The sequence below is a fragment of the Pseudonocardia sp. genome (genome assembly GCF_050250275.1).
In the GTDB taxonomy this organism is placed as follows: Bacteria; Actinomycetota; Actinomycetes; order Mycobacteriales; family Pseudonocardiaceae; genus Pseudonocardia.
In genome coordinates this window covers 77,758-104,651 of sequence record NZ_JBFWOY010000026.1, presented here as the reverse complement: position 1 = coordinate 104,651, position 26,894 = coordinate 77,758, and the positions used below count along the sequence as shown (strand labels likewise).

Below are 26,894 nucleotides of genomic sequence, written 5' to 3'. Positions count from 1 at the left end.
ATCCGGTGCCCGACGGGTTCGTGTGGCGGCCCGTCGAGCCCGCGCCGCTCGTGCCGGTGCATCTGTTCTGGCGCACCGTCGCCGGGCCTGCGGTGCAGAACTTCCGCTCGCTCGCACTCGACGTCGCCGAGCGCGAGGGGTGGGCCGCGGCACGCCCGGTGGGTGGCGCCGCCGGCCGTGGCCGGTGACGCCACCCACGAGGTCATGCCACGCAGTGCAGCGGCTGCCCGTCGTTGAACGCGATCATCTCGTCGACGATCCGGTCGTAGTCCAGCGGGCCGCCCAGCGGCTCCCCGCGCAGTTCCGAGTAGGCGCGGTGGAGGTTGCCCACCAGCCGCTCGGAGTCGGTGAGCCGCGCGAACGTGCCCAGGTCCAGTGACCGGGCGAGGTCGAGCGGCTCGGTTCCCGCGTCGAACCCGCGGGTCGCGACGTCCTGCAGCCACAGCAGGTAGTCGCGTTGCTGCCCGATCAGCTCCGGCCCGCCGACGGCCCCGTGCCCGGGTACGACCGTCTGCGCGCCGAGTCCGTCGATCTCGTCGAGTGCGCGCAGCAGGCCCGAGATCGACCCCATCACCACGAACGGGGTGCCGCCGTTGAACACGAGGTCGCCCGCGAACAGCAGCGAGTGCTCCGGCACCCACATGTAGACGTCGTTGGTCGTGTGCGAGGGGCCGACGAACTTCACGGTGGCCGGCACGTCGTCGCACCAGATCGTGATCTCGTCGCGGAACGTCACCGCGGGCGGGACGATCCGGATGTCACCCCAGTCGACGCCCGGGAACCACTTCTTCGTCTCGAAGCCCGTGGCGATCGTCGTCGAGCGGCACAGTTCGTGGCCGATGATCGTCGCCTCGGGGAAGAGGTAGTTCCCGTAGGTGTGGTCGCCGTGGTGGTGGGTGTTGAGGACGGTGCGGATGGGGTGCGGCGACAGGTCGGTCACCGCTGCCCGCAGGGCTCGTGCCCGGCCTTCGGTGAACGTGGTGTCGACGAGGATCACCCCGTCGCGGCCGGCGAAGATGCCGACGTTGTTGAGGCCCCAGCTGCCGTCGAGCTGGACGAACACGTGGAACCCCTTGCCGAGGTCCTGGACGGCGGGGTCCGGCATGCCCGCCTCCCGCGAGCGTGGCGTGCTCATCGCACCTGCTCGCCGGGGCCCGGCCGGCGCTGCGCGCGGGCGCCGTGTCGACGGGTCGGTCGTCGCTGCCCGCTCATGAACCCGCCACCGTCGCGGGGGCCCCGGTGATCCCGAACTCCGGCATGATCTTCTCGCCGAACAGCTCCAGCATCCGCAGCCCCTCGTCGCGCGGGATCATGCCCCAGTGGAACAGCCACACGAAGTAGTCGATCGGCAGGTCGGTGAGGAAGCCCTCGATCTGCCGCTTGACCTGGTCGACCGTGCCGCCGATGAGCAACCCGGAGTTGATCAGCCGGTCGGCGAGGTGCTCGCCGGGCTTCGGGACGGGCCCCTCCTCGTCGTCGAGGCGGCTGCCCTCCATGAAGCCGAACTGCTCGTACCAGCCGCGCCACACCGGCTCCTCGTAGAGCTCGACGCTGCGCCGGATCTTGGCCCGGACCTCGTCCTCGGGGGTGCCGTTGGGGAAGACGTAGAAGGTGCGGCACACGCCGATGCCCTCGCCGAAGCGCGGGTGCCGGCCGCGTGAGGCGGCGCCCTCCTGGTAGATCTCCATCAGCGCGCGCAGCTTGACCAGCGAGCCCATGAGGATCGTCGGGGTGACGTTCTCCTCCCCGCACCAGCGCAGCGTGCCGGGGCTGGCGCCGAACGCCTGGAACAGCTGCGGGTGCGGGCTCGTGTACGGCTTGGGGACGATGCCGACGCCCTTGACGGTGCCGTTCTCGTCGACCTCGCCGGGGACCCCGTACTTGCCGGTGATCGTGGCGGCCGGCGGCCAGTTGGGGATGCCCGAGGTCGGGAACGGGATCTTGTAGGTGGGGCCGTCGTAGGTGAGCAGGTCCTCGGTCCAGGCCTTCTTCATGATCGCGAAGTTCTCGCTGAACAGCAGCCGGTTGCGCTGGTCGGCGTCGGACTGGTCCGAGGCCGTGCTGGTGACGTTGAACCGCTGGCCGAGGATGTTCTGCCAGCGCGCCTGGTAGCCGCGCGCCATTCCGACGAACAGCCTGCCCTGCAGCATGTGGTCGGCGATCGCGATCTCCTCGGCGAGGCGGATCGGGTCGTGCGCGGGCAGGACCAGGCCGAGCTGGCCGTGGCGCAGCCGCTTCGTGTAGTGCCCCAGGTGGATGTTGAGCATCAGCGGGGCGGGGGAGATCTCCATGCCCTCGGTGTGCATGTGGTGCTCGACGTGGGTGATGCCCCAGTAGCCGAGGTCGTCGGCGGCCTGGCAGACCTCGATGAGCCCCGCCAGCATCTTCTGGTAGGCGTCGTTGTTGCGGCCGATCGGCCGTTGGGCGGCCATCGCCGCCTCGTCGCCGAGCGTCGGATAGACCTGCAGGATGACCTCGGTCATGCGTCCTCCACCTGTTCTCCACGGGTCGACGGTTCTCTGAGATCCACGGTGCGGTCGCCGGGCGGGTCCGGCTGCCCGACGGTGTTGCGCAGCACCCCGATGCCGTCGACCTCCAGCTCGACGACGTCGCCGGGCCGGATCCAGCGGTCCAGCTCGAGCCCGCAGCCGCGGCCGGTGGTCCCACCGCCGAGGACGTCGCCGGGGTGCAGCGGCTGGTACTCCGAGAGTGTGGCGATGACGTCGGGGAACGAGAAGCGCATGGCGCCGATGGAGCCTTCCGACCAGGTCTCGCCGTTGATCCGGGCGCGCATCCGGGCTGCGGTGGTGTCGAAGGCGTCGGCGGTGGTCAGGCAGGGCCCCAGCGACGTCGCGAAGTCCTTGCCGAACGCCGGCCCGATGCCGACCGACATCTCGCGGAACTGGATGTCGCGGGCGCTCCAGTCGTTGAAGATCGTGTAGCCCGCGATGGCGGCGGCGGCCTCGGCGGGGCTCGCGCGGTACAGCGGCGCCCCGATCACGGCGGCGACCTCGAGCTCGTAGTCGAGCTTGTCGGTGTAGTAGGGCCAGGGCGCGACGGTGTCGGGGCCGATCACGGTGTCGGGGTTGCACTTCCAGTGCACCGGGATCCGGAACCACTCCGCGGGCACGTCGCCGAAGCTGTTGCGCACGTGCTCCTCGACCAGCATGAAGTCGCGCATCGTGCGGGGCCGGGGCAGCGGGGCGAGCAGCGTGACGTCGGCGAGGGGGTGCGCGGTCGCGGCGACGGAGGCGAGGGTGCGGGCGTCGTCGAGGCCTGCGGCGCCGCGTTCGAGCAGGTCGAGCATGGAGGTGAAGCCCGGCAGGTCGACGACCCGCTCACCGTCGAGTGCCCCGACGCGGGGGTCCGCGTCGCCGGGTGGGCGGTAGGTGACGAGCCGCAACGTGTCCTCCTCGACCTCGGTGCCGCCGACGCTAGGGCTCCCGGCGATGTGATGTGAAACACCGGCTCGGCGTCGATTCACCACGGGGCGTGGTGAATTCGTCGGAGCCGACCGGGACCCGGCATGATCACTCGTTAGTGAAAACCGATACCGTTACCGTGTTCACTCAGGACTCGGGAAGGGACGGCTCGTGCGGATCGCGTTCGTCGGCAAAGGTGGCAGCGGCAAGACGACGGTGGCTGCCATGTTCAGCCGCTACCTGGCGGACCGCGGGCACCCCGTGCTCGCCGTCGACGCCGACATCAACCAGAACCTCGGCGAGGCTCTCGGCGCCACCGGTCCCGCGCCCCGCGCGCTCGGCGCCGACCTGTCGTGGCTCAAGGACCACCTGCGCGGCAACAACCCGCTCGTGCCGTCGGCCGCGGCCATGATCAAGACCACTCCGCCCGGGCCCGGCTCCCGCACCGCCGGGCTGCGCCCCGAGGACCCCGTGCTCGCCCGCTGCGCCGCCACCACCCCCGACGGGGTGCGCTACCTCGTCACCGGTGAGTTCGACGAGGCCGACATCGGCGTCTCCTGCTACCACTCCAAGACCGGCGCGGTGGAGCTGTGGCTCAACCACCTCGTCGACGGCGCGGGGGAGTACGTGGTCGTCGACATGACCGCGGGGGCCGACGCCTTCGCGTCGGGCCTGTTCACCCGCTTCGACCTGACGGTGCTCGTCAGCGAGCCGACCCGGCGCGGCGTCGGCGTCTTCCACCAGTACGCCGCGCACGCCGCGGGCCGCGACGTCGCGCTCGCCGTCCTCGGGAACAAGGTCGACGAGGACGCCGACGTCGCCTACCTGCGCGAACACGCCGGCGACGCGCTGCTGGGCTGGCTGGGCCGCTCGCCGTGGGTGCGGGCCGCCGAGCGCGGGGAGCCCCGCCCGGTCGCCGAGCTGGAGCCGGCCAACCTCGCCGTGCTCGCCGACGTCCTCGCCGCCCTCGACGCCCGCCCCCGCGACTGGGAGCGCTACCACCGCGACACCGTCGAGTTCCACCTGCGCAACGCCCGTGCCTGGGGCGACCGCGCCACCGGCCTCGACCTCGCCGCGCAGGTGGCGCCGGGCTTCGTGCCGGGTGCCCCCGTCCCGGCCTGACGCGCCCCCGCACCCCGGATGTGAACGAACGGCACAGTGCCGCAACTGAACTGCCCGACCGTGCCGTTCGTGCAACAGCTCCACCGCACACCACAGAGGAGAAACCGTGTCACTCGACGTCCCTACCGCCGTTCTCGAGCGCGCCGCCCGCGGCGAGCTCGACGACGCCGCGTTCCTCGAGGTCGTCCGCAACTCGCTGCCCTACGCCTGGGAGGTCGTGTCCGCGGCGGTCGCCGACGGGCAGGCCCGCCCCGAGGCCCCGTTCGGCGAGCACGAGGTCCCGCCCCCGTCGGAGGCGGAGCGCGGCCAGCTGCTGCGGGCGTTGGCGAGCAACGCGATCCGCGGCGCCCTGGAGTCGCACTTCGGTGTGACCCTGGCCTTCCAGAACTGCCACCGCGTCGCCGCGTTCGCCCCGGCGGCCGTCGACTCGGACGTCTACCGCGAGTTCGTCTCCATCCGCGGCCAGGTGCTCAACCAGAGCCCGGAGCTGCGCGACTGCTGAGCCGCGCACAGGAGAGGGCCCCGGCGGTGTTCCGCCGGGGCCCTCTCCGTCATACGGGTGTCACTCGGCGAGCAGGCGGTAGATCGCCTTGCGCGCCTCGGTGATCGACTCGGTCGCCTGCTGCATCTGCGCGGGCGTGCCGGTGGCCATCACCTGCTGCGCGGCCGCGTGCAGCTGGCCCAGCTGGGTCCAGAGCTCGGCGGTGTCCTCGTCGGGGTCGCGCGTCGCGGACTCCCAGACCTTGTCGAGCTCGTCGCGGTGCTCGGCGACGTAGGTCGTGCCGGCCTCGGTGAGGTGCACGACGCGGCGACCGTCGCTCTGTTCGACGCGGACCAGGCCCTCGTCCTCCAGCTGCGACAGCGTCGGGTAGACCGAGCCGGGGCTCGGCTTCCACGCACCGTCGGTACGCGACGCGATCTCCTGGATGATCTCGTAGCCGTGCCGCGGCTGCTCCGCGACCAGCGCGAGGACGGCGGCGCGGACGTCGCCGCGGTTGGTGCGGCGACCGCGGCGGCCGAAGCCGCCGGGGCCGAAGCCACGCGGGCCGCCGGGGCCGAAGCCGGGGCCGGGGCCGAATCCGCCCGGGCCGAAGCCCGGTCCACCGGGGCCGAAGCCCGGGCCGCTGTGGCGGCGACCGCCGCGCCTGCCCGGACCTTGACGTGGACCGTCGTCACCGTCGTCGGGACGTTCGTGCGGGCCGCCGCGCTCGGCGGCCATCGCCGCGCGGAGGGCGGCACGGCCGCCGCGTCCGCCGCGACCACCGGCGAAGCCGGCGAAGGGGTGTTCCCACGGGGGGTTCATGGCGTTCATCGATGTTCTCCTCGGAACGTGGACATCGGGCCGGAGGGCCGGGATGTCGATCGGATGCGAGCCATCGGATCAGCTCGCGTGCCATCACGATATATCGCTACTGCATCGCGATGCAACTACGAAAACATCGGGGGGAGACCTGCGTCACCTCCGAGGGTGCGCCGGGAACACAACCAACCGTCCCGTTCGTCCAACGGTGTTGCGCTCCGTCCGGGGCGCCGCGAGGAGGCGATGGCGATGGCCGGAACCAGCGGAACGAAGGCCCGGAGCGCCGGGGCACGTGCGACGGGGGTCGCGGGCATGGCCGGGCGGTTCGGACCGCGCCGTCTCGCCGCGTTCCGTGCCCTCTGGAGCCTGCTGCGCCAGGCCCGCCGGCCCGGCGCGCCCGGCGTCGGCGACATGCTGCGCGCCTTCCCGCGGATGGCGGGCGCCGCGGTCACCGGACGCTACCCGGGGCTGACCACGAGCAGGCTGTTCCTGTTCGTGCTCGCCGCGGTCTACCTGGTCTCGCCCGTCGACCTCGTCCCCGAGATCGTGTTCAACGTCTTCGGGCTCGTCGACGACGCCGTCGTCGCGCTGTGGCTCGGTGGCGCGGTGCTGGCCGAGACCGACCGCTTCCTGCACTGGGAGCACACTGACGGCACCCGGACCGAGAACCTCGACGGCGTCATCGACGGCGAGGTCGTCCGCTGACCGGGCGGGGGCGGCGCACACCGCCCCCGCCCGGTCACGACGTCAGCCGGGACCGGATCTCGGTCTTCACCACCTTGCCGACGGTCGAGCGCGGCAGGTCGGTCCACGTCAGCACCTGCTTGGGCGCCTTGACACTGCCGACGCGCTGCTTCGCGAACGCCACCAGTTCCGCCTCGTCGGCCTCGGTGCCCGGGTGCAGCTCCACGACCGCGACGACGCGCTCGCCCCACTTCTCGTCGGGCAGCCCGACCACCGCGCACTCCCGCACCGCCGGATGCGCCGCCAGTGCCTGCTCGACCTCGGCGCTGTAGACGTTGAAACCACCCGTGATGATCATGTCCTTGGCCCGGTCGACGATGTGCAGCCAGCCCTCCGGGTCGAGGAAGCCGATGTCGCCGGTGTGGTGCCAGCCGAACCGGGACGCCTCGGCGGTCGCCTCCGGGTTGCGGTGGTAGCCCGCCATCACCAGCGAGCTGCGCACGACGATCTCGCCGCGTTCCCCGTCCGCGAGGACGTTGCCCTCGTCGTCCATGATCGCGACGGTGACCAGCGGCGTCGGCCGGCCCGCCGACGAGAACCGCTCCCGGGCGAGGGTCCCGTCGGCGTGGAAGTGGTCGGCGGGGGCCAGGGTCGAGATCATCATCGGCGCCTCGGTCTGCCCGAACAGCTGCCCGAGGACGGGCCCGATCCGGGTGAGCCCCTCCTCCAGGCGCGCCGTCGACATCGGCGCGGCGCCGTAGAACAGGCACTGCAGCGAGGACAGGTCGGTGCCGTCGAGGTCGGGATGGTCGAGCAGCATGTAGATCAGCGTCGGTGGCAGGAACGTGTGCGTGACGTGCTCGCGCTCGACGAGGCCGAGGAACTCGCCGAGGTCCGGCTTCGGCATGACGACGACCCGCCCGCCGAGAGCCATCACCGGGAAGCACAGCACCCCGGCGGCGTGGGTGAGCGGCGCCAGCGCCAGGTAGGCGGGCCGGCCCTCGAACGGGTAGCTCATCAGCGTGATCGCCGTCATCGTCTCCAGCGCGCGGCCGGTGAGCACGACCCCCTTGGGGCGTCCCGTCGTCCCACCGGTGCCGACGATCATGACGACGTCGTCGGGTGGCGGCGCCTCGACGGGGCCGGTGACGGTCCCGGCCCGGTCGAGCCAGTCCCGCAGCGCCGGGACGCCGGGAAGCTCGGCGTCGAGGCAGACGAGCACGTCGAGCGCGGGAAGCGACCCGGCGACGGCCTCGACGACCCCGGCGTAGGCCCGCGTGAACAGCAGCGCCTTGCACTCGAACAGGTCGAGCAGCTCCCGGTTCTCCCCGGCCTCGTTGCGCGGGTTGATCGGGCACCACACCGCCCCGGCGCGCGCGATGCCGAACACGCAGGAGAACGCGACGGGGTCGTTGCCCGACAGGATGCCGACCTTGTCGCCCGGCCCGACGCCCGAGCGCCGCAGCGCCCGGGCGACGTCGTGGCTCAGGTCCTGCACGTCGCCGTAGGACAGCACCCGGCCGCCCATCTGCAGGCAGGGGGCGTCGCGGCCGAGCGACGCGCCCTTGTCCAGGTAGGCGGTGAGCGACATCAGCGGGTCACATCCCCATCCCGCCGTCGACGGGCAGGCCGGCGCCGTTGACGAACCGGGACTGGTCGGAGGCGAGGAAGACGACGGCGTCGGCCATGTCGGCGACCTCGCCGAGCCGCCCCGACGGGGTGAGCTCGACGACGGCGGCGACGGCGGCGTTCGGGTCGGGGAACAGGCCGAGCCCGGAGGTCTCGACGGCGAGCTTGAGGCCCATGTCGGTCGCCACGAGGCCGGGGTAGACGCAGTTGACGCGCACGCCGTAGCCGAGCTTGCCCGACTCCATCGCAGCGACGCGGGTGAGCCGGTCGACCGCCGACTTGGTGGCGGAGTAGCCGCCGATACCGGGGAACGCGATCGTCGCGGCGACCGACGCGATGTTGACGATGGCACCGCCGTTGCCCGCCGCACCGCCGGGGCGCATGGCGCGCATGCCGTGCTTGAGGCCGAGCATCGTGCCGAGGATGTTGACGTCGAGCATCGTGCGGACGTCGTCGGGTTCGGTGTCGACGAGCAGCTGGGTGACCTCGACACCCGCGTTGTTGACCAGGACGTCGAGCCCGCCGAGCTCGGCCACGGTGTGCGCGATCGCGGACTCCCAGCCGGCGTCGTCGGTGACGTCGAGCTCCACGAAGTGCGCGCCCGCGATGTCGGCGGCGGTCTTCTCGCCGACGTCGGCGAGCACGTCGGCCAGCATCACGGTGGCACCGGCGGCGGCCAGCGCCCGCCCCATGCCCTCGCCCAGCCCGCGGGCGCCTCCGGTGACCAGCGCACGGCGACCGGTCAGGTCGATCCCACCCATCGAACCTCCTTGTTCGGCGGCACCGGACCGGCCCCGCGGCGTAGGTGATGCGGACCACAACCTAGGAACGTCTTTGGACGAGTGTCAAGATTTTCTTGGACGAATGCCCAGGACGTGAGGCACCGTATCCTTCGACGGAACTCCGACGAGGCGGTGACAAGCACCCGTGACCAGGCCGGCGACCACCGGCGAGCGCGCCGACCGCATCGCGCGCCGCCAGGTCGACAAGTTCTCCGAGCGCCGCCGCGAGCTGGGCGACGCCGCGCTGCAGACACTGTCCGAACTCGGCTACGCCCGGACGAGCCTGCGCGAGATCGCCCAGAACTCGGGGTTCTCCCACGGCGTCCTGCACTACTACTTCCACGACAAGGTCGACCTGATCACCTACTGCGTGCGCCGCTACAAGGCGGTGTGCGTGCAGCGCTACGACGACGTCGTCACCACGGCGTCGACGGCGCCGCGGCTGGCGGCCGAGTTCGCGGACGCCATGGTCTCGACGCTCGTCGAGGACGCCCTGCTGCACCGGCTCTGGTACGACCTGCGCTCGCAGGCGCTGTTCGAGGAGTCCTTCCGCGCCGACGTCGCCGAGATCGACGCGAGCCTGGAGCGCATGATCGACCGCGTCGTCGGCCGCTACGCCGAGCTCGCCGCGACGCCGCCGGTGTGCGGCACCGCGATGGCCTACGCGATGTTCGACGGGCTGTTCCAGCAGGCCCTGTTGCGGCAGCTCTCGGGCGACCCGGCCGCACCCGACGACCTGCACACGGGCGTCGTCGACATGCTCGCGATCGTCACCGGCACCCGGAGCGCCCGCGAGCGGGGGTCTACCGGCGCAGCAACCGCAGCACCGCAGGCGGCCGGCCGCCGAAGCCTTCGGCCTCCAGCGCCGCGGCCATGATCCGCGGCAGGTCGCGCACGGTGGGGTAGGCGACGTAGCGCGGCACCCAGTCGGGGCGGAACTTGGCGTTGAAGCGGTACAGACTGTCGATCTGCCACCAGCGCGAGGCCGTCCGCAACAGCTTCGCCCACCCCTTGGCCACCGGGCCCGCGCCGATCCGCTCGCCGCGCTCCAGAGCGGCGCGGAACACCGCGAAGTTCAGCGACACCCGCGCCACCCCGAGCGCCGGCGCCGCGGCCATCAGCTCGGCGATCATCAGCTCGTTGAGCCCGTTGTCCGACGCCGGGTCGCGACGCATCAGGTCCAGCGACAGGCCGTCGCCACCCCAGGGGACGAACTGCAGCAGCCCGCGGATCTCGCCCTCCCGCTCGGCCAGGACCACCACGGCCCCGCCGTCGCGCGGGTCGGCGACCCGCGACAGTGCCATCGAGTAGCCGCGCTCGACGGCGTCGCCGCGCCAGCGCGACGCCCGTTCGGCGACGGTGGCGCGCTCGTCGTCGGTGAGGTCGGGCAGCCGGCACACCCGCACGGTGTACCCGGCGCGGGCGAGCCGGCCGCACGCCTGCCGGATGCCGCGCATCGCCCGGCCCTCGAGGGTGAACGTCGCGGTGTCGAGGACGGCCTCGTCGCCGAACTCGAGTACGTCGAGCCCGGCGCGGGCCCAGGCCGTGGCGCCGAGCTCCGAGCAGCCGAGGACGGCCGGTACCCAGCCGTAGGACGTGCACTCGCCGAGGAACACCTCGATCGCGCCGGGCCAGGCCTCGTGGTCGCCCAGCGGGTCGCCCGACGCCAGCGCCACCCCGGCGAGCGCCCGGTAGGACACGGCCGCCTTCCCCGTCGGGGAGAAGACCGCGGCCTTGTCGTCGCGCAGCGCGAAGTAGCCGAGGGAGTCGCGACGGCCGTGCCGGTCGAGCAGGGCGCGGATGCGGTCGTCGTCGGCGGCCGGCTGCGGTTCGGGCTCGGGGGAGCGCAACAGGTGGTAGCCCGCGACCAGCACGGCGGCCACGCCGAAGGCCAGCCCGACCGCCGAGGTGAGGTCGTCGAGCCAGCCGGCCCGGAACTGCACCGGACCCGACACCCCGACCAGCGACAACGCCGCGTGCCCCGCCTCCTGCCACGGCCCCGGCGAGCCGGCGAGACGTCGCGGGTTCAGCGCCAGCAGCAGCCACACCAGCACGAACCCGGCGACGGGCAGCTGCACCAGGACCAGCACCCCCCGGGTCAGCCCGCCCGGGTCGGGACGGGCCACGAACCGGGTGCGGCACGCGACGAGAGCCACGAGCAGCGCGAGGGTCAGCGCGGCCGCGACCCAGCCGTGGCCGGTGGTGAGCCCGTGCAGCACGTTCACGACGGTCAGCACCGCGCCGACGACGATCGCCAACGCCCACGCCCGCCGCTTGCGCCGCCGCAGCCCCGCGCCGAGCAGCCACAGCCCGACGGCCGCGACCAGGGAGATGACGACCCCGGCCAGCCCCACGGCCGGGGGGAGCCCGAGGCTCGCGCGCAGCGACGCCATGAACGCCCGCCGCGGTGCCGGGAACAGGGCGGCGACGACCGTCAGCAGCGCGACGAGCCGTGCCGTCCACACGACGGCGCGCACCGCGGCGGTACCGGCGAGCCGGCGTGCGCGGGCCGACGGGTCGGGCCGCACCGGCGTGGGCCGGGTGCGGGTGTCGCCCGGGTCCCCGGTGGCGGGGGAGTCAGGACGGGACACGGTCGGCTCCTGTCGCGGGGGCGCGCACGGGTCCGGGGAGCCGGGCCCCGAGCCAGCCGACGACGGCGGCGGGCGTGTCCGCCGCGCCGGTGAGAACGTAGCCCGTCACGGGCGCGGGCGAGACCTGCGCCGTCACGTCTGCGCCGCCCGTCCCGATCGTCACGGCGAGCAGCGCGGGCGGGGCGTCCGGACCGGCGGGCGGGGTGAGCCCGCAGGGCGGCCCGGCCGCCGCGGACCAGTCCGTCGGGCGGGCCAGCGCCACCCCCAGCGGGCAGACCCGCGCCGCGTCGGGACCCGCGATCGCCCAGCCGGCGCGGTCGCCGCGCACGGGCAGCCCGGACGCGCCGCCGGTGGCCCAGTCGCGGACGGCGGCGGCCTCGTCGGCACCCGCGGGGCCGGCGGCGAGCACCACGACGGGAGGGGAGCGGTGCTCGGCGACGGCCCGGTCGAGGGCGTCGACCAGCGGGTCCCCGGCGGCGAGGGGCCCGAGCCATTCGACGACGGGGAAGCGGACGTCCCCGGCGTCCGGCGCGGCCGCGGCCGCGGGCAGGTAGACCGACAGCGGACCGTGCGGGCCGGTGACGGTCCGCACGGTGCCCGGCCCGGTCACCTCGGCCCGGGCGCCGGCCACCGGCACCGCGGGTGCCGACGTGCCGAGCAGCGCCCCGAGCGTCGGGTAGAAGCTGCCGGAGGCGTTGGCCGCCGACGCGAGCGCGAGCACCACCAGCACGGTCGCGGTGAGGACGCAGGCGGTGCGGCCGGCCCGCGGATGCCGCCGGCGCCGCCACCCGGCGACGACGGCGACGCACGCCGCGGCGGCGAGGACGGCCGCACCGCCGACGAACCACGGCGAGACCAGCCGTACTGCCGAGGTGTCGAGCGCGAACACAGGCAAGAACATGTCATGGTGCGCAGGTGCCCGGCCCGCCGGGCCGATCAGGGTGGATTCGCCGGGAACCGCCGCTCACAGGGTGTTCGGCAGGGTCAGCTCGACAGGGTCAGCTCGACAGGGCCGACATCGACTGCCAGGTGCTCCAGTCGATCGCCCAGTCGTAGATGTCGCCGTCGGCCGCCGAGAGCGTCACGCTGCTGCCCGTGACCTCGACCGGGTCGCCGAACATCGCCGTGTCGTAGTAGGTCTTGGCGTTCTTCAGCGACAGGTTGATGCAGCCGTGGGTGATGTTGCGGTTGCCCTGGGCCCCGACCGAGGCCGGGTTGGCGTGGATGAACTCGCCGTTGTTGGAGATCCGCACCGCCCACTTCTCCGGCAGGTTCTCGTAGCCGTAGGCCAGGTTGGTCATCAGCACGGTCTCGGCCTTGCCCATCACGATGTGCGTGCCGCTGCGGGTGACGCGGTTCGGGTCGGTCTCCAGGCCGTAGGAGGCGGGGAGGTCGAGCACCTGCTGCCCGTCGCGGATCACGACGATCCGGTGGCTGGTGACGTCGGCCTTGACGACCTGGCTGCGGCCGATCGTGAACTCGCTGCTCAGGTCGGCGGCGCCGTAGCCGGCGGAGCCCATGTCGACGCCGTAGACGGCGGCGGTCATCCGCACCTGCGTGCCGGCGGGCCAGTACTGCCTGGGACGCCAGTGCACCCGGGAGCCCTGCTCGTCGTCGGGCAGCCAGGCCCAGGCGCCCTCGACGGGCACCGACGTCGTCACCGTCAACGACTTCTCCACGGCCGCCTTGGCGTCCTGGTCGAGGTCGCGGTGGAACTGGACCTCGATCGGCGCGGCGACGCCGACCGTCGCACCGTCGCCGATGTTGGTGGTGGCCCTGACGGTGCGCGTCGGCGTGACCGTCGTGAAGGAGCCCGTGAGCGGGGTGGTGGTGCCGTCGGCGGCGACCGCGGTGCCCGACCACGTGTAGGTGCCGCCGTAGCCCAGCGGCTCGGTGGCTGCCCACTGCGTGCCGTCGGGCGCGAGCGCGCCGGTGACGGCGACGCCCTTCGCGTTGGTCAGCGCGACGTCGCGCAGCGTGCCGGACCCGCCGTCAACCTTCACGGCCGCGCGGGGCGAGACGTCGGCGGCGCCGTCGGCGGGCGACAGCGACGCGGGCACGACGGGTGCGCTCTGCTGCGCCTGCCGCTGCTCGTGGGTGGCCCGGGCGGCTGCTGTGGCGCAGCCGCTCACGAGCACCATCGCCACCAGCGCGGCGATCAGGCCCGCGATCAGCGACGCAGGCCGCCGGTCGCTGCCGACGGGTCGTCCCCCGGTCATTCGTGCACGCTCGGCCACGGCCGATCCCCCTCGTCGTTCCCCCACGCCCGGTCGTGTCGCGGCAGACGTCGTCACCGCGACCGCCGGCCCGGGCGGTCCGCCGGAAGATGATCGCAGGCCGACGCCCCGGGAACGCCCTGTTCGGGTTGCGTTTCGGTTGCCTTCCGGAGATCACTCCGATGGTCGTATCGGTCTGTCCCCGAAGCGGCGTTACCGCCGGATCGGCGGTCCACCCGACCGGGTGGTCGGTGCTCCGTTCGGGGACGTGGACGGCGGCCCCCTGCCGTGTCGTGTCACCGGACGGGCGGTGGAGAATGGGCGTGCGCGGCCGTCGGCGGACTCGTCCGGGGTCGCCGGGCCGTGCCCGGGTCGCCCGTCCGGGGCCGTCCGGCAGGCGAGTGGAGGGTCCGATGGGCGAGACGGTCCTGCGGTTGCACGCCCGTCCCCTTCCCGAGGCGCTCGACGCCCTGTCGGTGTTCGACGCCGTCCGCAGGCTCGCCCACCGCAGCCGGGTGACGGCGTGGTCGGGCCGCTGGTCGCGGGGGGCGCTGGTGACGTGCGACCCGGCCGGGCCCGCGCCCCCGCCCGATGCGGACCCGTTCGCGCTGCTGGGGGAGGTGCCCGCGGTGTCGGTCGACGTCGCCGAGCGCGGTGCCGTCGGCGGTGGCTGGTTCGGCTACCTCGCGTTCCACGCCGGAGCGCCGGACCCGCAGGGCGACGAGGTGCCTGCGTGGTCGCTGGCCTGGTACCGCGACGTGCTCCGCCACGACGGCACCCGCTGGTGGTACGAGGCCCTGCTCGGCCCGTCCTTCGACGCCGCGGCCGCCGACCTGCGCCGCGACGCCCTCGTCGCGGACCTGCTGCGCCCGGCGGGCCTCGACGCCGCGCGGCTGGAGGTGACCCGCGTCCCGGACCGGGCGCAGCACGTCGCGGCCGTCGAGCACTGCGTCCAGGCCATCCGGCGCGGCGAGATCTACCAGGCCAACATCGCCACCCGCCTCGACCTGCGGCTGCACGGCTCACCCGCCGACGCGTGGGCGCGGCTGGGGGAGGCCCTCGGCCCCGCCCGGGCCGGGTTCGTCGCCGACCCCCGCTGCACCGCCGTCGGCGCGAGCCCCGAGGTGTTCCTGCACCGCGCGGGGACGACGGTGCGCACCGAGCCGATCAAGGGCACCCGCCCGCGCACCGGGTCGGCCACCGACGAGCGCGAACGTGCCGCCCTGGCCTCGTCGGCCAAGGACGCCGCCGAGAACGTCATGATCGTCGACCTGATGCGCAACGACCTGTCCCGGGTCTGCGCGACCGGCACCGTGACCGTGCCGCGGCTGCTCGCCGTCGAGCCGCACCCCGGGGTGTGGCACCTCGTGTCGGAGGTCCGCGGCGAGCTGGCGCCGGGGGTGGGCGACGGTGAGCTGCTCGCCGCCGCGTTCCCGCCCGGCTCGGTGACGGGGGCGCCGAAGATCCGGGCCGTCGAGATCATCGAGGACCGCGAACCGGTGCGGCGCGGGCTGTTCACCGGGGCCATGGGGTACGCCTCGCCGCTGGCCGGCCTGGAGCTGGCCGTCACGATCCGGACGCTCGAGGTGCTGCCCGACGGGCGCGCCCACCTCGGGGTGGGCGGGGGCGTCACCGTCGACTCCTCGCCCGCGGAGGAGTGGCGCGAGTGCCTCACCAAGGCGGCGCCGCTGCTGCGGGTACTGGGGGCCACCCTGCCGACGGGTGCGGGCGCCGACGCCGGGCCGCCCGGCGCCGGCGTCGCCGACCCCGCCCAGGGGATCTTCGAGACGCTGCTCGTCGTCGACGGTGAGCCGCGACGCCTCGCCGACCACCTGCGCCGGCTGCACCGGTCGTTCTGGGAGCTCTACGGTGTCCCGCTGCGCGCCGACGTCCCCGCCGCCGTCCGCGGCGCGGCTGCCGCGACCCCCGGGTACGCCCGGGTCCGGGTCGACGCCCGGCCCGACCGTCCCGGCGAGGTGCGCGCCGTCGTCACCCCGACCGAGGTGCCCGTGCCGCCCGTCGACCAGCCCGGCGTCGTCCTCACCCCGGTCGCCGTGCCGGGCGGTCTGCCGCACAAGTTCGCCGACCGCGCCTGGCTCGACCAGCTCGAAGGCACGGTCCCGGCCGGGACCGTGCCGCTGCTCGTCGGCACCGACGGCTCGGTCCTGGAGGCGACGCGGGCGTGCGTCGCCGTCGTGCGCGACGGGCGGCTCGCCACGCCGCCGCTCGACGGCAGGCTGCTGCCCGGCACCGCGCGGCAGGCCGTCCTCGACGCGCTGGACTCCCTGCGCGTCGGCTACGACCTGGTCCCGGTCGGTCTCGACGAGCTCGCCGCCGCCGACGGCATGCTGCTGTGCAACGCGGTGCGCGTCGAGTGGGTCCGCGCCGTCGCGGGTGTCGTGGGGTGGGACGGGCCGGCACCGCTCACCGTCGCACTCGCCGACCTGGTCACCGCAGGCCACGTCGCCGGCACCGCGCAGGTAGCGTGCACCCGGACGGGCGCGGAGAGACCGGGCCGCGGGAGGGGCACGGCATGAACGCGACCGGCGAGCTCGCGGCCGCTCCGCTCGACCGCACCCTCGCCGAGCCGCTGTGGTCGCAGCTGCTGGGCGACCTGCGCCGACGGCTGCGCGACGGGGCGTTCGCCGCCGCGTTCCCCGGCGAGCTCGCGCTCGTCGCCGAGTACGGCGTCAGCCGCCACACCGTCCGGGAGGCGCTGCGCCGGCTGCGCGACGAGGGCACCGTCGTCGCCGCCCGTGGGCGGGCGCCACGGCTGGCCGACCCGGTCGAGATCGAGCAGCCCCTCGGCGCGCTCTACAGCCTCTTCGCGTCCGTGGAGTCGACGGGCCTGCGCCAGCGCAGTGTCGTGCGCACCCTCGACGTGCGCGCCGACGGGGTGGTCGCGGCCCGGATGGGTCTGGAGGAGTCGACGCCGCTGGTGTACCTGGAGCGGCTGCGCCTCGCCGGGAGCTCGCCGCTGGCGGTCGACCGGGTGTGGTTGCCGGAGTCGCTGGCCGCGCCGCTGCTCGACGTCGACTTCACCCACACCGCCCTCTACGACGAGTACGCCGAGCGGTGCGGGGTGCGGCTGTCCGGGGGCGAGGAGCACATCCGCGCGGTGGTGCCGGTGGCGTCGGAGCGGGAGCTGCTCGGCATCCCGGTGGGCGTGGCCGCGTTCTCGATCGAACGGCTCGGCAAGGTGGGGCTGCGCGCCGTCGAGTGGCGCCACACGCTGGTCCGCGGCGACCGGTTCGCCGTGACCGCACAGTTCTCCGCGCGCAACGGCTACCGGTTCGGCCCCGTCGACGACTCGATCTGACGCCCGGCCGGTCCGGGCGCCGGGGCGGTGGTCAGCCGGGGACGGCCCGGGGGGAGCCGGTCGGCGGCGACGTCGCGCGACAGCTTCTCCAGGAGCGGGCCGGCCACGGCGATGCAGCGCGCGACGTCGGGCTCGAGGTCGGTGAGGGCGTAGGCCCTCTCGAACCCGGCCGCCGCGAGCCGCTCGGGTGAGAGCGTGGTGTGGCCGGTGACGGCGACGACGGGGACCCCGGCCGCGCGGGCCGCGGCGGCGACCCCGGCGGGGGCCTTGCCGGCGAGGGTCTGCTCGTCGAGCGCGCCCTCCCCGGTGACGACGAGGTCGGCGCCGGCGAGGTGCTCGTCGAACCGCAGCAGGTCGAGCACGATGTCGATGCCCGGCCGCAGGGTCGCCCCGAGCACGGCGCACGCCGCGAACGAGACCCCACCGGCGGCGCCGGCACCGGCGTCGTCACGGTGGTCGGAGCCGGTCGCCTCGGCGACCAGGTCGGCCCAGTGGCCGAGCGCCGCGTCGAGGGTCGCGACGTCGGCGCGGGTCGCGCCCTTCTGCGGCCCGTACACCGCGGCGGCCCCGTTCGGACCGCACAGCGGGTTGTCGACGTCGCAGGCCACGACGATGTCGACGTCCGCGAGCCGGGGGTCGAGCCCCGTCAGGTCCAGCGACGCGGCGCCGACGAGCGCGGCCCCGCCGAGTCGTAGCGGTCTGCCGTCGGCGTCGACGACGACAGCGCCGAGCGCGGCGAGCATCCCGGCGCCGCCGTCGGTGCTGGCGCTGCCGCCGATCGCGAGCACGATCCGCGTGCAGCCGGCCGCCAGCGCCGCACCGACGGCCTCCCCGAGGCCGATGCTGCTGGCGCACAACGGGTCTGCGACGCCGTCGGGAAGCCGCGTCAGGCCGCAGACGGTGGCCATCTCGACGATCGCCACGTCGCCGCGACGCGCCCAGCGGGTCCGGACGGGCTCGCCGGTGGGGCCCGACGCCGTGACCGGCACGGCACGGAACCCTGCGGCGAGTGCCACGTCGACGGTGCCGTCGCCGCCGTCGGCCACCGGCAGGGCGACGACGTCGACCGCCGGGGCGGCCGCGCGCAGACCCGCCCGGACGTGCCCGGCCACCTCGACGGCGGTCAGGGAGCCCTTGAACTTGTCCGGGGCGACGACGACACGCATCAGCGTGTCCGGGCGACGACGCTGGTCGGCGCCTCGGCGATGTCGGAGGTGGCGCCGTCGAACTCGGTCATGTTGTCCAGCGCCGAACCCATGGCGATGTTCGTGACCCGCTCGAGCACGATCTCGACGACGACCGGGACCTTGTGCTCGTCGGCCAGCCGGCGGGCCTCGACGAGGGCGGGCGCGATGGCGTCGGGCTCGAAGACGCGGATCGCCTTGCAGCCCAGGCCCTCGGCGACCTTGACGTGGTCGACGCCGTAGCCCTTGAGGCCGGGCAGGGCGTCGTCGTCGGCGTTGATGTTGTCGAACGAGAGCTGGACGCAGAAGTCCATGTCGAAGTTGCGCTGCGCCTGCCGGATGAGGCCGAGGTAGGCGTTGTTCACCAGCACCTGGACGTAGGGCAGGTTGAACTGCGCCCCGACGGCCAGCTCCTCGATCATGAACTGGAAGTCGTAGTCGCCGGAGATGCCGACGACGTGCTGCGCCGGGTCGGCGGCCACGACACCCAGTGCCGCCGGGACGGTCCAGCCCAGGGGGCCCGCCTGGCCGGCGTTGATCCAGTTGCGCGGCTTGTAGACGTGCAGCAGCTGCGCGGCCGCGATCTGCGACAGGCCGATGGTCGTGACGTAGCGGGTGTCGGGCCCGAACGCCCGGTTCATCTCCTCGTAGACCCGGTGCGGCTTGACCGGCACCTGGTCGTAGTGGGTCTTGCGCAGCATCGTGGCCTTGCGGTGGGCGCACTCGCCCGCCCAGGCGGACCGGTCGGGCAGGCCCGCACCGGCGGCCCGTTCGCGGGCGACCTCGACGAACAGTTCGAGGGCGGCCCCCGCGTCGGAGACGATGCCGAGGTCGGGGGCGAAGACGCGGCCGATCTGGGTCGGCTCGATGTCGACGTGGACGAACGTGCGGCCCGCGGTGTAGGTGTCGAGGTCACCGGTGTGGCGGTTGGCCCACCGGTTGCCGATCCCGAGCACGAAGTCCGCCGCGAGCATGGTCGCGTTGCCGTAGCGGTGCGAGGTCTGGATACCCGCCATACCGGCCATGAGCGGGTGGTCGTCGGGGATCGAGCCCCAGCCCATGAGGGTCGGGACGACGGGGGTGCCGGTCAGCTCGGCGAACTCGACGAGCAGGTCGGCGGCGTCGGCGTTGATGATGCCGCCGCCGGCGACGACGACCGGGCGCTCGGCCGCGGCCAGCATGTCGAGGGCCTTCTCGACCTGGGCCCGGGTCGCGGCCGGCTTGTAGACCGGCAGCGGCTCGTAGCAGTCGATGTCGAACTCGATCTCGGCGAGCTGGACGTCGATGGGCAGGTCGATCAGGACCGGCCCGGGACGACCGGAGCGCATCAGGTGGAACGCCTGCGCGAACACGCCCGGGACCTGCGCCGGTTCGAGGACGGTCACCGCCATCTTGGTGAGCGGCGCGGCGATCGAGGCGATGTCGACGGCCTGGAAGTCCTCCTTGTGCAGCTTCGCCACCGGCGCCTGGCCGGTGAGGCACAGGATCGGGATCGAGTCCGCGGCGGCGGAGTACAGGCCGGTGATCATGTCGGTGCCGGCGGGGCCGGAGGTGCCGACGCAGACGCCGATGTTCCCCGGCGCGGCGCGGGTGAAGCCCTCGGCCATGTGGGCCGCGCCCTCGACGTGGCGGGCCAGGGTGTGGCGCAGCGCCCCGTCGGCGCGGACCGCCGAGTAGAAGGGGTTGATCGCGGCGCCCGGCAGGCCGAACAGGTGCGTGATGCCTTCGCGGCGCAGGATCGCGACCGCCGCGTCGACGGTTCTCATGCGAGCCATGACGTGTCCTCTCGAGGGGTCGGGATCAGCGGCCGGCGCGGCCGGAGAGCTCTTCGACGGTCGTGAACAGTGCGGAGTGGTCGAGCCCGCCGTGGCCCCGCGCGTCGAGCGACGCGACGAGCTGCGCGACGTGCGACCCGAGCGGGATCACCACGCCGGCGGCGCGCGCGGCGTCGGTCACGATCTTCATGTCCTTGTGGTGCAGGGCGATGCGGAAACCCGGGGCGAAGTCGCGGTTGAGCATGTTCGCCGCCTTGCGCTCCAGTACGGTGCTGCCGGCCAGCCCGCCGCCGAGGACCTTGACGCCCGCCTCGGTGTCGACGCCGTGCGCCTCGAGGAAGACGATCGCCTCGGCGAGCAGCTCGATGTTGCCCGCGACGATCAGCTGGTTGGCGGCCTTGACGGTCTGCCCAGAGCCCGCGGGGCCGACGAGCACGACGGTCCTGCCGACGGCGTCGAGGACCGGCCGGGCGGCCTCGAACACGTCGGGCTCACCGCCGACCATGATCGACAGGACGCCCTCGACGGCGCCGGCCTCGCCACCGGAGACCGGTGCGTCCAGGACGCGCAGGCCACGCGCGGCGCCCAGCTCGGCCATGCGCCGCGACACGTCGGGCAGGATCGTGGAGAAGTCGATGACGAGCGCGCCCGCGGAGGCGTTGTCGAACACGCCGTCGGCACCGGTCAGGACCTCTTCGACGTCGGGGGAGTCGGGGACCATGACGGCGATGACGTCGGCGCCCTTGACAGCCTCGGCGATGCTGCCCGCGCCACGGCCCCCGGCGGCGACGAGGGCCTCGATCGGCTCGGGGCTCAGGTTGTAACCGACGACGTCGAAACCGGCCGCGACGAGGTTGACCGACATCGGCCTGCCCATGATGCCGAGGCCGATGAACGCGACGGTGGTCGTGGTGCTCATGTTCGCTTCGCTCCGCTTCCGTACGAGGTGGGGGTGGTCAGGCGGCGCCACGCATCGAGCGCGGCAGCCAGTCGAGGCTCGCGGCGGTGTCGCCGGTCGAGGGCTTGTACTCCAGCGAGACCCAGCCGTCGTAGCCCTTGTCCTGCAGGGTCTGCAGCCGGTCCGCCAGGTCCAGGTCGCCCGAGCCGGGCTCGCCGCGGCCGGGTACGTCGGCGATCTGGACGTGGGCGATGTCGCCGAAGTGGGCGGTGATCGCGGCGTCGAGGTCGTCGCCGTTGCCGGCCAGGTGGAACAGGTCGAACAGGAGGCCGACGTTGTCGACGCCGCCGGCCCGTACCCCGTCGAGGACCCGCACGGCGTCGGCGGCGGTACGCAGCGGGTAGGGCTTCGGGCCGGACAGCGGCTCGACCAGCACGGTGGCGCCGGTGGCCTCGACGGCCTTCGCGGCGAGCACCAGGTTCTCGACGGCGAGCTCGTCCTGCTCGGCGGGGGTCGCCTCGTCGACGCGGATGCCGTAGAGCGCGTTGAGGCCGCGCACGTCGAGCCGCTGCGCGATCGACGCGGCGACGGCGACGTTGTCGCGCCACTCGCCCGCCCGCGAGGGGATGGACAGCACGCCGGCGTCCGGCCCGGCCAGGTCGCCGCCGAAGAAGTTCAGGCCGACCAGGGCGACGCCCGCGTCGGTGATCGCGGTGACGAACGCGTCGACCTCGGCGTCGGCGGGGGCGGCCTCGGCGAAGGGCCACCAGAACTCGACCGCGTCGAACCCGGCCGCCTTGGCGGCGGCGGGCCGCTGCAGGAGCGGGAGCTCGGCGAACAGCAGCGAGCAGTTGGGCAGGTAGCGCATCGCGGGGAAGGCCATGATCCGCCGATCCTCCAGACTTTCCGTATTGCGGAAGACAACTTCTGTGATGCGGGAACTGTAAGGGCGGGCAGGGAGACGTGTCAAACCCTCGACCAGTGGGAACAGGGGCCTGCGGCTGCGCAGGCGTTGGCGTTCAAGGGGTGTGTGTGGCCGCGATCGGCGAGGTCGGGGCGCACCCCGACCGGGCATCGACAGGTCACGATGCGGGAGCGGCGCCCGGTCCGGCGGTGGGTCTCCGGCGGCGACGCCGCTCAGCGGGGACGGCCCGTACCGGGCGGGTGCGTATCATTCCGGATGGCGGAAGACGGCTCGCGCCGCCGGCCGGTCCGGCGACGGCGCGGCGACAGGCGGGATGGAAGATGTCGAGACAGACCGAACCGGCGACCGAGCGCGGCAGCGGTCGCGTGCAGTCGGTCGAGCGGACCTTCGAGCTGCTCGAGGCGATGAGCGATCTGGGCGGCACGGCCGGGCTCTCGCAGCTCGCCACCCGTCTCGGCCTGCCGCTGCCCACCATCCACCGGCTCGTGCGCACCCTCGTCGACCTCGGTTACGTACGGCAGCAGCCCTCGCGCGAGTACGCCCTCGGCCCACGGCTGATGCGGCTCGGCGAGCACGCCTCCCGGCTCCTCGGCACCTGGGCGATGCCCTACCTGCGCGACCTCGTCGACGAGATCGGTGAGAGCGCCAACCTCGCGATGCTCGACGGCGACCACGTCGTCTACACCGCGCAGGTGCCCGGCACCCACTCGATGCGGATGTTCACCGAGGTCGGCAGGCGCGCCCAGGTGCACTGCACGGCCGTCGGCAAGGCGATGCTCGCGCTGATGCCCCCCGAGCAGGCCGACGTGATCGTCCGCGGCTCGGTGATGACGCCGCAGACCAGCCACACCATCGTGACCCTCGACGGCTTCCACGCCGAGCTCGCGAGGATCCGCGAGACGGGTTACTCCGTCGACAACGAGGAGCAGGAGATCGGCGTCCGCTGCGTCGCCGTCGCGGTCCCCGGCCGCGCCCCGCGAGCCGCGTTCTCCATCTCCGGGCCCTCACCCCGGATGACCGACGACCTCATCCGTCGCGCCGTTCCCCTCCTGCGGCGCGCCGCCGAGGGCGTCGCGGGCGAGCTGGACGAGCCCCGCCCGGGCCCGGCCCGCGCCGGCTGACCGCACGGCACCGGCCCCGCGACACCGCGCCGGTGATCCGCGGCCGGCTCGCGGCGCCACAGCCGCTGCCGACCACGCGCGGGCGTGGGCCCACCGACATGCCACAGGCCCCGGGACCGAGGTCCCGGGGCCTGTGGGTGGGCGGGTGGCGGGTCAGGCGGTCGGCTCGCCGCTGCCCGCCTGGGCCTGCTGCTCCGCGACGGCCTCACGGACCTTGTCCATGTCGACCTCGCGCACCTTGCCGATGAGGTCCTCGAACGCGGGCGCCGGCAGCGCACCGGGCTCGGCGTAGATCACCAGGCCGTCGCGCACCGCCATCACCGTCGGGATCGACGAGATGCCGAACGCCTGCGCGAGCTCGACCTGCGCCTCGGTGTCGACCTTCGCGAACGTGATGTCGCTGTGCTTCTCCGAAGCCTCCTCGAAGACCGGCCCGAACTGACGGCACGGCCCGCACCAGCTCGCCCAGAAGTCGACGAACACGGTGCCGCGCCCGCCGACGACCTCGTCGAAGTTGTCGGTGGTCAGTTCAACTGTCGCCATGGGTGGCACAACGGGCGGACCGATCGTTCTGTTCCCCGTCGTCGCCGCCCCGTGGTGTGACGGCCGCCCGCTCGTCGCGCCGGACCGCACGGACCAGCCTGGCGACGGCCGCGTCGTACTGCGGTTCCAACCAGTAGTCCCCGTGCACCCGGTCGTGCGGGTCGGGCAGCGGCGCGAGGTCGACACCGGGGTCGACGCCCGGGTCGGCGCCCGAGAGCGCCCCCGGCTCGTCGATGAGGTCGTCGACCGGCCCGCCGACCGGGTCGGTGTCGCGCCACAGGTTGCGCCAGCGCCCCCCGAGGCGCCGGTCCAGCGCTGTCGTCGCCGCCGCGTCGAAGTACGCCGGGAAGAACTCGCCGTAGAGGTGGTGCCAGGGCGAGCCGAACGTGAACAGCGCGACCGGCCCGAGCGGCGCGGGCGCCAGCAGCAGCGCCGTGCCGGCGATGACCGAGCCCTGGCTGTGGGCGGCGACCACCAGTGGCTCCCCGGTGCCGGTTCCGGCGGCGACGCGCTGCGCGAGGCCCGTGACGGCGCGGTCGGAGTACGTCGGCGGCGCCAGCGGATGGAACCAGCGCGGCCAGAACGTGCCGACGTCCCACAGCACCCCGATGCCCCGGCGCACCGCGACGCTGCGGACCGCCGCGTACATGCGCCGCAGCAGGACCAGCGTCGGCAGCACGACGGCCAGCGCCAGTGACAGGTCGGCGAAGCTCCGCGGCGGCACCGGCACCCCCAGCAGCTGCGCCGACCAGCCCTCCCGCAGCGCCACGACCACCAGCGCGGCCACCCCCGCGACCACCAGCGCGAGCCCCACCCACCCGGCGGGACCGAACCGGCGGTGCCGGGCCGCCGCGACGACCCCGGCCAGCGCCAACGCCACGAGCGTCACGACGACACCCGTCGACACCGCCGGCGGGATCGACGCGATCGGCGGCAGCTCGCCGCGCGCCAGGGCCGCGCCCACACCCGTGCCCGCGACCGCTACCCCGAGCACCGCGAGCAGCGCCGTCAACCACGACGCGTGGATCGTCAACGCGCGCAACGCCACCGGCGCGGGCAGCGGCCGCCGCCGGCCCACCGCGACGAACCGCAGCGCCAGCCACGCGAACGCGACGACGAGCCCGGTCGCGGCGAGGATCGTCGTGAACGCCACCGCCATCCAGCCGACGGCCTCGCCGACGACGAGCCCACCGTCCGGACCGCCGCCGGCCAGCCGCGCGACCTGCTCGGCGAGCCCGGCCCCCAGCGCGGCCCCCGTCGCCGCCGCGATGAGCAGGATCGCGGGCGCGTTGGCCCGGCGCAGGTCCCCGTGCCGGGCTCGGCCGTCGCGACGCCGACCCGGCCCGCCCGCCACGGCGACCGCCGCCACCACGAGCAGCAGCCCCGCCGTCAGCCACAGCGCCGACCCGCGGACCGCCGGCAGGAACGGTGTCGCCGCCACCCACGCCGGCGTGATCCCCGCTGACGACGCCGCCGCCAGCGCGACCGCGACCGTCGGCAACGGCCACGAGCCGTAGCGGACCAGCGCGGCCGGCGGCAGCCCGCGCCCGCGGACACCCCCGTCGTGACGGGGCGCCCCGTCGGCGAGGCTGATCGCGCACAGCAACGCCGCGACCACCACCAGCCCGGCAGCCGCCGCCCAGAACCCGATGCGGCCCAACAGCTCCCACACCCCGGAGCGCCCCGCGCCCGGCCACGACCCGATGAGCCCGACGACCCCGAGCGCCGCCCCCAGGTGCAGCCGCCGCAGCGCCACGTTGATGCCGGGGCTGTCCCACATCGGGCGCTGGTCGTGGTGCAGCGACACCCTGCCCGCCGGGTCCGTCCACACCGACCACGGATCGACGTGCCGCGTCGCCGGCCGCTGCCGGATGCGGCTGAGCCACACCACGACCAGCAGCACACCCGTCGCGGCCAGCAGGCCGGCGCCGACCGTCCACACCGGCGTCCCCAGCCGGCGCACCAGCCACTGGTAGGCCACCAGGTCGGCGACGATCAGCTGCGCCCACAACACGAACACCACCGTCACCAGCAGCCCCGCGACGCGGACCAGCAGCACCCCGGCCCGCATCCGGGCACCGCGGCGCGCCGGCACCCCCACCGCCGTCGGGGAGTCGGGACCCACCAGCAACGCCCAGCCCGCGACATTGGCCAGCATGAACGGCAGCAGGACCACGTAGAACGCCTGATACCACCGACCCGAGGTCAACGAGCCCCACGACCATGCCCGCAGCCCCGGGCGCTGCGGCGGGCGCTGCCACTCCGAGATCGCCCCGTCGGCGTCGCTGCCCGTGTCGTCGGGCCGGTCGACCCGCACCGGCGGGACGAGCTGCAGCATCACCGCCGGCGGCGTGCCGGCGACCCCGTGCACGCGCAGCTCGACGAACCCTCCGTCGGCGTCCATGGTCGACGACGATCCCACGTTCGGGGCTATCCGTGGCGCCCGTCATTCGGCGGCAGCTGCCCGGACCGCCGCCGCCCCGCTGCATACACCGCCGCCTCCGTGCGCCGCGCGAACCCCAGCTTGTGCAGCAGCGACGACACGTAGTTCTTGACGGTCTTCTCCGCGAGGAACAGCTCGTCGCCGATCTGGCGGTTGGTCAGCCCCAGAGCGATGAGGTCCAGGATGCGTCGCTCCTGCGGCGACAACGACTCGTACCGCGGATCGGCGGGCGTGCGCAGCCGCTCGAGCGCGCGGGCCGCGGTCTCCGGGTCGATCAGGCTCCCGCCCGCCGCGGCCGTCCGCACCGCCGCCACCAGCCCGGCCCCCGCGACGTCCTTGAGCAGGTACCCCGCCGCACCCGCGACGACCGCGCCGAACAACGCCTGGTCGTCGCTGAACGAGGTGAGCATCAGGCAGGCCGGGGGAGGGTCGAGCAGCGACCGGACGTCGCGGCACACGCTGATGCCCTCCCCGTCGGGGAGCCGCACGTCGAGGATCGCGACATCCGGGCGCGCCGCGGGCATCCGCGCGAGCGCCTCGGCCGCCGACGCCGCCTCGCCGACGACGGTCACGTCGTCCTCGCGGTCGAGCAGGTGCGCGACACCGCGGCGGACGATCTCGTGGTCGTCGACCAGGAACACCGAGATGCTGCCCACCGCGACCCCCTCGTCGACGCTGTGAAAGTACCGAGGATCCATCCGGAACGGGACCCTCGGGAACCGTGCGGCAGCGCCAGGTCGGCGACGCGCCGAGCCGGTCGCGGCGGCGCGCCGGGCCCGACCGGTCACCGGGGACGTCGGGCCGTGACGGGGCGTGCACCTGCACGCGCGAACATCTCGTGTGCGGCGCAGCGTCGGGCGGGTGACCCGCGCGGCGGCGCACCCGCGAGCGAGCGTGTCACCAGCGCTGCCCGACCGCGCTGGTGACACGGCCGGGCCGC

The 26,894-nt window shown here is 74.1% G+C and carries 23 protein-coding genes and 1 pseudogene; 8 read left to right on the top strand and 16 right to left on the bottom strand.

Annotated features, from left to right (window positions below):
- Window positions 1-188, top strand: a pseudogene (locus tag AB7F12_RS22520) (LysR family transcriptional regulator); the annotation flags it as partial.
- Window positions 189-202: 14 nt separating this feature from the next.
- Here the strand turns inward: AB7F12_RS22520 and AB7F12_RS22515 are convergent.
- The 3 genes from AB7F12_RS22515 to AB7F12_RS22505 all read right to left on the bottom strand — a co-directional run bounded on the left by AB7F12_RS22515 (window position 203) and on the right by AB7F12_RS22505 (window position 3,403).
- Window positions 203-1,135, bottom strand: coding sequence for an MBL fold metallo-hydrolase (locus AB7F12_RS22515; protein WP_428498546.1), 933 nt, complete (start codon window positions 1,133-1,135; stop codon window positions 203-205).
- Window positions 1,136-1,208: 73 nt separating this feature from the next.
- Entirely contained in the window at window positions 1,209-2,483 is a 1,275-nt protein-coding gene (locus tag AB7F12_RS22510) for an LLM class flavin-dependent oxidoreductase (protein WP_428498545.1), read from the bottom strand.
- Entirely contained in the window at window positions 2,480-3,403 is a 924-nt protein-coding gene (locus tag AB7F12_RS22505; RefSeq protein WP_428498544.1) for a fumarylacetoacetate hydrolase family protein, read from the bottom strand. The genes AB7F12_RS22510 and AB7F12_RS22505 overlap by 4 nt, the downstream gene beginning before the upstream one ends.
- A 190-nt stretch (window positions 3,404-3,593) precedes the next feature.
- On the opposite strand from AB7F12_RS22505, the gene AB7F12_RS22500 reads away from it, so the two are divergent.
- The gene (locus AB7F12_RS22500) at window positions 3,594-4,544 is read left to right on the top strand and encodes an AAA family ATPase (RefSeq protein ID WP_428498543.1); all 951 of its coding nucleotides are present in this window, start codon (window positions 3,594-3,596) and stop codon (window positions 4,542-4,544) included.
- A gap of 106 nt (window positions 4,545-4,650) precedes the next feature.
- Window positions 4,651-5,046 carry an SCO5389 family protein gene (locus AB7F12_RS22495; RefSeq protein WP_428498542.1) on the top strand — a complete coding sequence of 132 codons (396 nt, stop codon included), beginning with the start codon at window positions 4,651-4,653 and terminating at the stop codon, window positions 5,044-5,046.
- Window positions 5,047-5,106: 60 nt separating this feature from the next.
- Here the strand turns inward: AB7F12_RS22495 and AB7F12_RS22490 are convergent, their stop codons facing one another.
- Window positions 5,107-5,856, bottom strand: a complete 750-nt coding sequence (locus tag AB7F12_RS22490; RefSeq protein WP_428498541.1) for a PadR family transcriptional regulator — start codon at window positions 5,854-5,856, stop codon at window positions 5,107-5,109.
- 237 nt (window positions 5,857-6,093) lie between these two features.
- Here AB7F12_RS22490 and AB7F12_RS22485 point away from each other — a divergent pair, with 237 nt between their 5' ends.
- On the top strand, window positions 6,094-6,549 hold the full coding sequence (locus AB7F12_RS22485) for a YkvA family protein (RefSeq protein ID WP_428498540.1): 456 nt from the start codon (window positions 6,094-6,096) through the stop codon (window positions 6,547-6,549).
- Window positions 6,550-6,583: 34 nt separating this feature from the next.
- Here the strand turns inward: AB7F12_RS22485 and AB7F12_RS22480 are convergent, their stop codons facing one another.
- Both AB7F12_RS22480 and AB7F12_RS22475 read right to left on the bottom strand, forming a co-directional pair.
- Window positions 6,584-8,119 (bottom strand): AMP-binding protein, encoded by a 1,536-nt coding sequence (locus AB7F12_RS22480; RefSeq protein WP_428498539.1) that lies wholly within the window; start codon window positions 8,117-8,119, stop codon window positions 6,584-6,586.
- Between the two features lie 7 nt (window positions 8,120-8,126).
- Complete coding sequence (locus tag AB7F12_RS22475) at window positions 8,127-8,918, bottom strand: SDR family NAD(P)-dependent oxidoreductase (RefSeq protein ID WP_428498538.1); 792 nt, start codon at window positions 8,916-8,918, stop codon at window positions 8,127-8,129.
- A gap of 166 nt (window positions 8,919-9,084) precedes the next feature.
- On the opposite strand from AB7F12_RS22475, the gene AB7F12_RS22470 reads away from it, so the two are divergent.
- Complete coding sequence (locus tag AB7F12_RS22470; RefSeq protein ID WP_428498537.1) at window positions 9,085-9,816, top strand: TetR/AcrR family transcriptional regulator; 732 nt, start codon at window positions 9,085-9,087, stop codon at window positions 9,814-9,816.
- Here AB7F12_RS22470 and AB7F12_RS22465 read toward each other — a convergent pair.
- The 3 genes from AB7F12_RS22465 to AB7F12_RS22455 all read right to left on the bottom strand — a co-directional run bounded on the left by AB7F12_RS22465 (window position 9,743) and on the right by AB7F12_RS22455 (window position 13,749).
- Window positions 9,743-11,467 carry a phosphatidylglycerol lysyltransferase domain-containing protein gene (locus AB7F12_RS22465; RefSeq protein WP_428498574.1) on the bottom strand — a complete coding sequence of 575 codons (1,725 nt, stop codon included), beginning with the start codon at window positions 11,465-11,467 and terminating at the stop codon, window positions 9,743-9,745. The genes AB7F12_RS22470 and AB7F12_RS22465 overlap by 74 nt on opposite strands.
- Window positions 11,468-11,516: 49 nt before the next feature.
- Entirely contained in the window at window positions 11,517-12,431 is a 915-nt protein-coding gene (locus AB7F12_RS22460) for a hypothetical protein (protein WP_428498536.1), read from the bottom strand.
- Window positions 12,432-12,528: 97 nt separating this feature from the next.
- Complete coding sequence (locus AB7F12_RS22455; protein ID WP_428498535.1) at window positions 12,529-13,749, bottom strand: L,D-transpeptidase; 1,221 nt, start codon at window positions 13,747-13,749, stop codon at window positions 12,529-12,531.
- Between the two features lie 410 nt (window positions 13,750-14,159).
- Between AB7F12_RS22455 and AB7F12_RS22450 the strand changes: the two genes are divergently transcribed.
- Window positions 14,160-16,283 (top strand): aminodeoxychorismate synthase component I, encoded by a 2,124-nt coding sequence (locus AB7F12_RS22450; RefSeq protein ID WP_428498534.1) that lies wholly within the window; start codon window positions 14,160-14,162, stop codon window positions 16,281-16,283.
- Window positions 16,280-17,065, top strand: a complete 786-nt coding sequence (locus AB7F12_RS22445) for a GntR family transcriptional regulator (protein WP_428498533.1) — start codon at window positions 16,280-16,282, stop codon at window positions 17,063-17,065. Before AB7F12_RS22450 ends, AB7F12_RS22445 begins: the two co-directional genes overlap by 4 nt.
- Here the strand turns inward: AB7F12_RS22445 and AB7F12_RS22440 are convergent.
- From AB7F12_RS22440 to AB7F12_RS22425, 4 genes are read right to left on the bottom strand one after another with little or no spacing between them, the layout of a single operon-like run.
- Window positions 17,032-18,231 carry a glycerate kinase gene (locus tag AB7F12_RS22440; protein ID WP_428498532.1) on the bottom strand — a complete coding sequence of 400 codons (1,200 nt, stop codon included), beginning with the start codon at window positions 18,229-18,231 and terminating at the stop codon, window positions 17,032-17,034. The genes AB7F12_RS22445 and AB7F12_RS22440 overlap by 34 nt on opposite strands.
- Window positions 18,231-20,024 (bottom strand): glyoxylate carboligase, encoded by a 1,794-nt coding sequence (gene gcl / locus AB7F12_RS22435; protein ID WP_428498531.1) that lies wholly within the window; start codon window positions 20,022-20,024, stop codon window positions 18,231-18,233. Before gcl ends, AB7F12_RS22440 begins: the two co-directional genes overlap by 1 nt.
- Before the next feature lie 25 nt (window positions 20,025-20,049).
- Window positions 20,050-20,943 (bottom strand): 2-hydroxy-3-oxopropionate reductase, encoded by an 894-nt coding sequence (locus AB7F12_RS22430; RefSeq protein WP_428498530.1) that lies wholly within the window; start codon window positions 20,941-20,943, stop codon window positions 20,050-20,052.
- Between the two features lie 37 nt (window positions 20,944-20,980).
- Complete coding sequence (locus tag AB7F12_RS22425) at window positions 20,981-21,805, bottom strand: hydroxypyruvate isomerase family protein (RefSeq protein ID WP_428498529.1); 825 nt, start codon at window positions 21,803-21,805, stop codon at window positions 20,981-20,983.
- Between the two features lie 362 nt (window positions 21,806-22,167).
- Between AB7F12_RS22425 and AB7F12_RS22420 the strand changes: the two genes are divergently transcribed.
- The gene (locus AB7F12_RS22420) at window positions 22,168-22,968 is read left to right on the top strand and encodes an IclR family transcriptional regulator (RefSeq protein WP_428498528.1); all 801 of its coding nucleotides are present in this window, start codon (window positions 22,168-22,170) and stop codon (window positions 22,966-22,968) included.
- A gap of 153 nt (window positions 22,969-23,121) precedes the next feature.
- On the opposite strand, the gene AB7F12_RS22415 is transcribed toward AB7F12_RS22420, so the two are convergent.
- From AB7F12_RS22415 to AB7F12_RS22405, 3 genes are read right to left on the bottom strand one after another with little or no spacing between them, the layout of a single operon-like run.
- Window positions 23,122-23,511 carry a thioredoxin family protein gene (locus AB7F12_RS22415; RefSeq protein ID WP_428498527.1) on the bottom strand — a complete coding sequence of 130 codons (390 nt, stop codon included), beginning with the start codon at window positions 23,509-23,511 and terminating at the stop codon, window positions 23,122-23,124.
- Window positions 23,498-25,915 (bottom strand): hypothetical protein, encoded by a 2,418-nt coding sequence (locus AB7F12_RS22410; RefSeq protein WP_428516487.1) that lies wholly within the window; start codon window positions 25,913-25,915, stop codon window positions 23,498-23,500. Before AB7F12_RS22410 ends, AB7F12_RS22415 begins: the two co-directional genes overlap by 14 nt.
- Window positions 25,916-25,941: 26 nt before the next feature.
- Complete coding sequence (locus AB7F12_RS22405) at window positions 25,942-26,652, bottom strand: response regulator (protein ID WP_428499316.1); 711 nt, start codon at window positions 26,650-26,652, stop codon at window positions 25,942-25,944.
- Window positions 26,653-26,894: the final 242 nt, after the last annotated feature.

Coding starts and splice junctions, on each gene's coding strand:
- AB7F12_RS22480 (WP_428498539.1), bottom strand. CDS start 8,119: ATGTCGCTCACCGCCTACCTGGACAAGGGCGCGTCGCTCGGCCGCGAC.
- AB7F12_RS22515 (WP_428498546.1), bottom strand. CDS start 1,135: ATGAGCACGCCACGCTCGCGGGAGGCGGGCATGCCGGACCCCGCCGTC.
- AB7F12_RS22430 (WP_428498530.1), bottom strand. CDS start 20,943: ATGAGCACCACGACCACCGTCGCGTTCATCGGCCTCGGCATCATGGGC.
- AB7F12_RS22455 (WP_428498535.1), bottom strand. CDS start 13,749: ATGACCGGGGGACGACCCGTCGGCAGCGACCGGCGGCCTGCGTCGCTG.
- AB7F12_RS22445 (WP_428498533.1), top strand. CDS start 16,280: ATGAACGCGACCGGCGAGCTCGCGGCCGCTCCGCTCGACCGCACCCTC.
- AB7F12_RS22450 (WP_428498534.1), top strand. CDS start 14,160: ATGGGCGAGACGGTCCTGCGGTTGCACGCCCGTCCCCTTCCCGAGGCG.
- AB7F12_RS22440 (WP_428498532.1), bottom strand. CDS start 18,231: ATGCGTGTCGTCGTCGCCCCGGACAAGTTCAAGGGCTCCCTGACCGCC.
- AB7F12_RS22420 (WP_428498528.1), top strand. CDS start 22,168: ATGTCGAGACAGACCGAACCGGCGACCGAGCGCGGCAGCGGTCGCGTG.
- AB7F12_RS22405 (WP_428499316.1), bottom strand. CDS start 26,652: ATGGATCCTCGGTACTTTCACAGCGTCGACGAGGGGGTCGCGGTGGGC.
- AB7F12_RS22510 (WP_428498545.1), bottom strand. CDS start 2,483: ATGACCGAGGTCATCCTGCAGGTCTATCCGACGCTCGGCGACGAGGCG.
- gcl (WP_428498531.1), bottom strand. CDS start 20,024: ATGGCTCGCATGAGAACCGTCGACGCGGCGGTCGCGATCCTGCGCCGC.
- AB7F12_RS22490 (WP_428498541.1), bottom strand. CDS start 5,856: ATGAACGCCATGAACCCCCCGTGGGAACACCCCTTCGCCGGCTTCGCC.
- AB7F12_RS22475 (WP_428498538.1), bottom strand. CDS start 8,918: ATGGGTGGGATCGACCTGACCGGTCGCCGTGCGCTGGTCACCGGAGGC.
- AB7F12_RS22460 (WP_428498536.1), bottom strand. CDS start 12,431: ATGTTCTTGCCTGTGTTCGCGCTCGACACCTCGGCAGTACGGCTGGTC.
- AB7F12_RS22415 (WP_428498527.1), bottom strand. CDS start 23,511: ATGGCGACAGTTGAACTGACCACCGACAACTTCGACGAGGTCGTCGGC.
- AB7F12_RS22485 (WP_428498540.1), top strand. CDS start 6,094: ATGGCCGGAACCAGCGGAACGAAGGCCCGGAGCGCCGGGGCACGTGCG.
- AB7F12_RS22425 (WP_428498529.1), bottom strand. CDS start 21,805: ATGGCCTTCCCCGCGATGCGCTACCTGCCCAACTGCTCGCTGCTGTTC.
- AB7F12_RS22410 (WP_428516487.1), bottom strand. CDS start 25,915: ATGGACGCCGACGGAGGGTTCGTCGAGCTGCGCGTGCACGGGGTCGCC.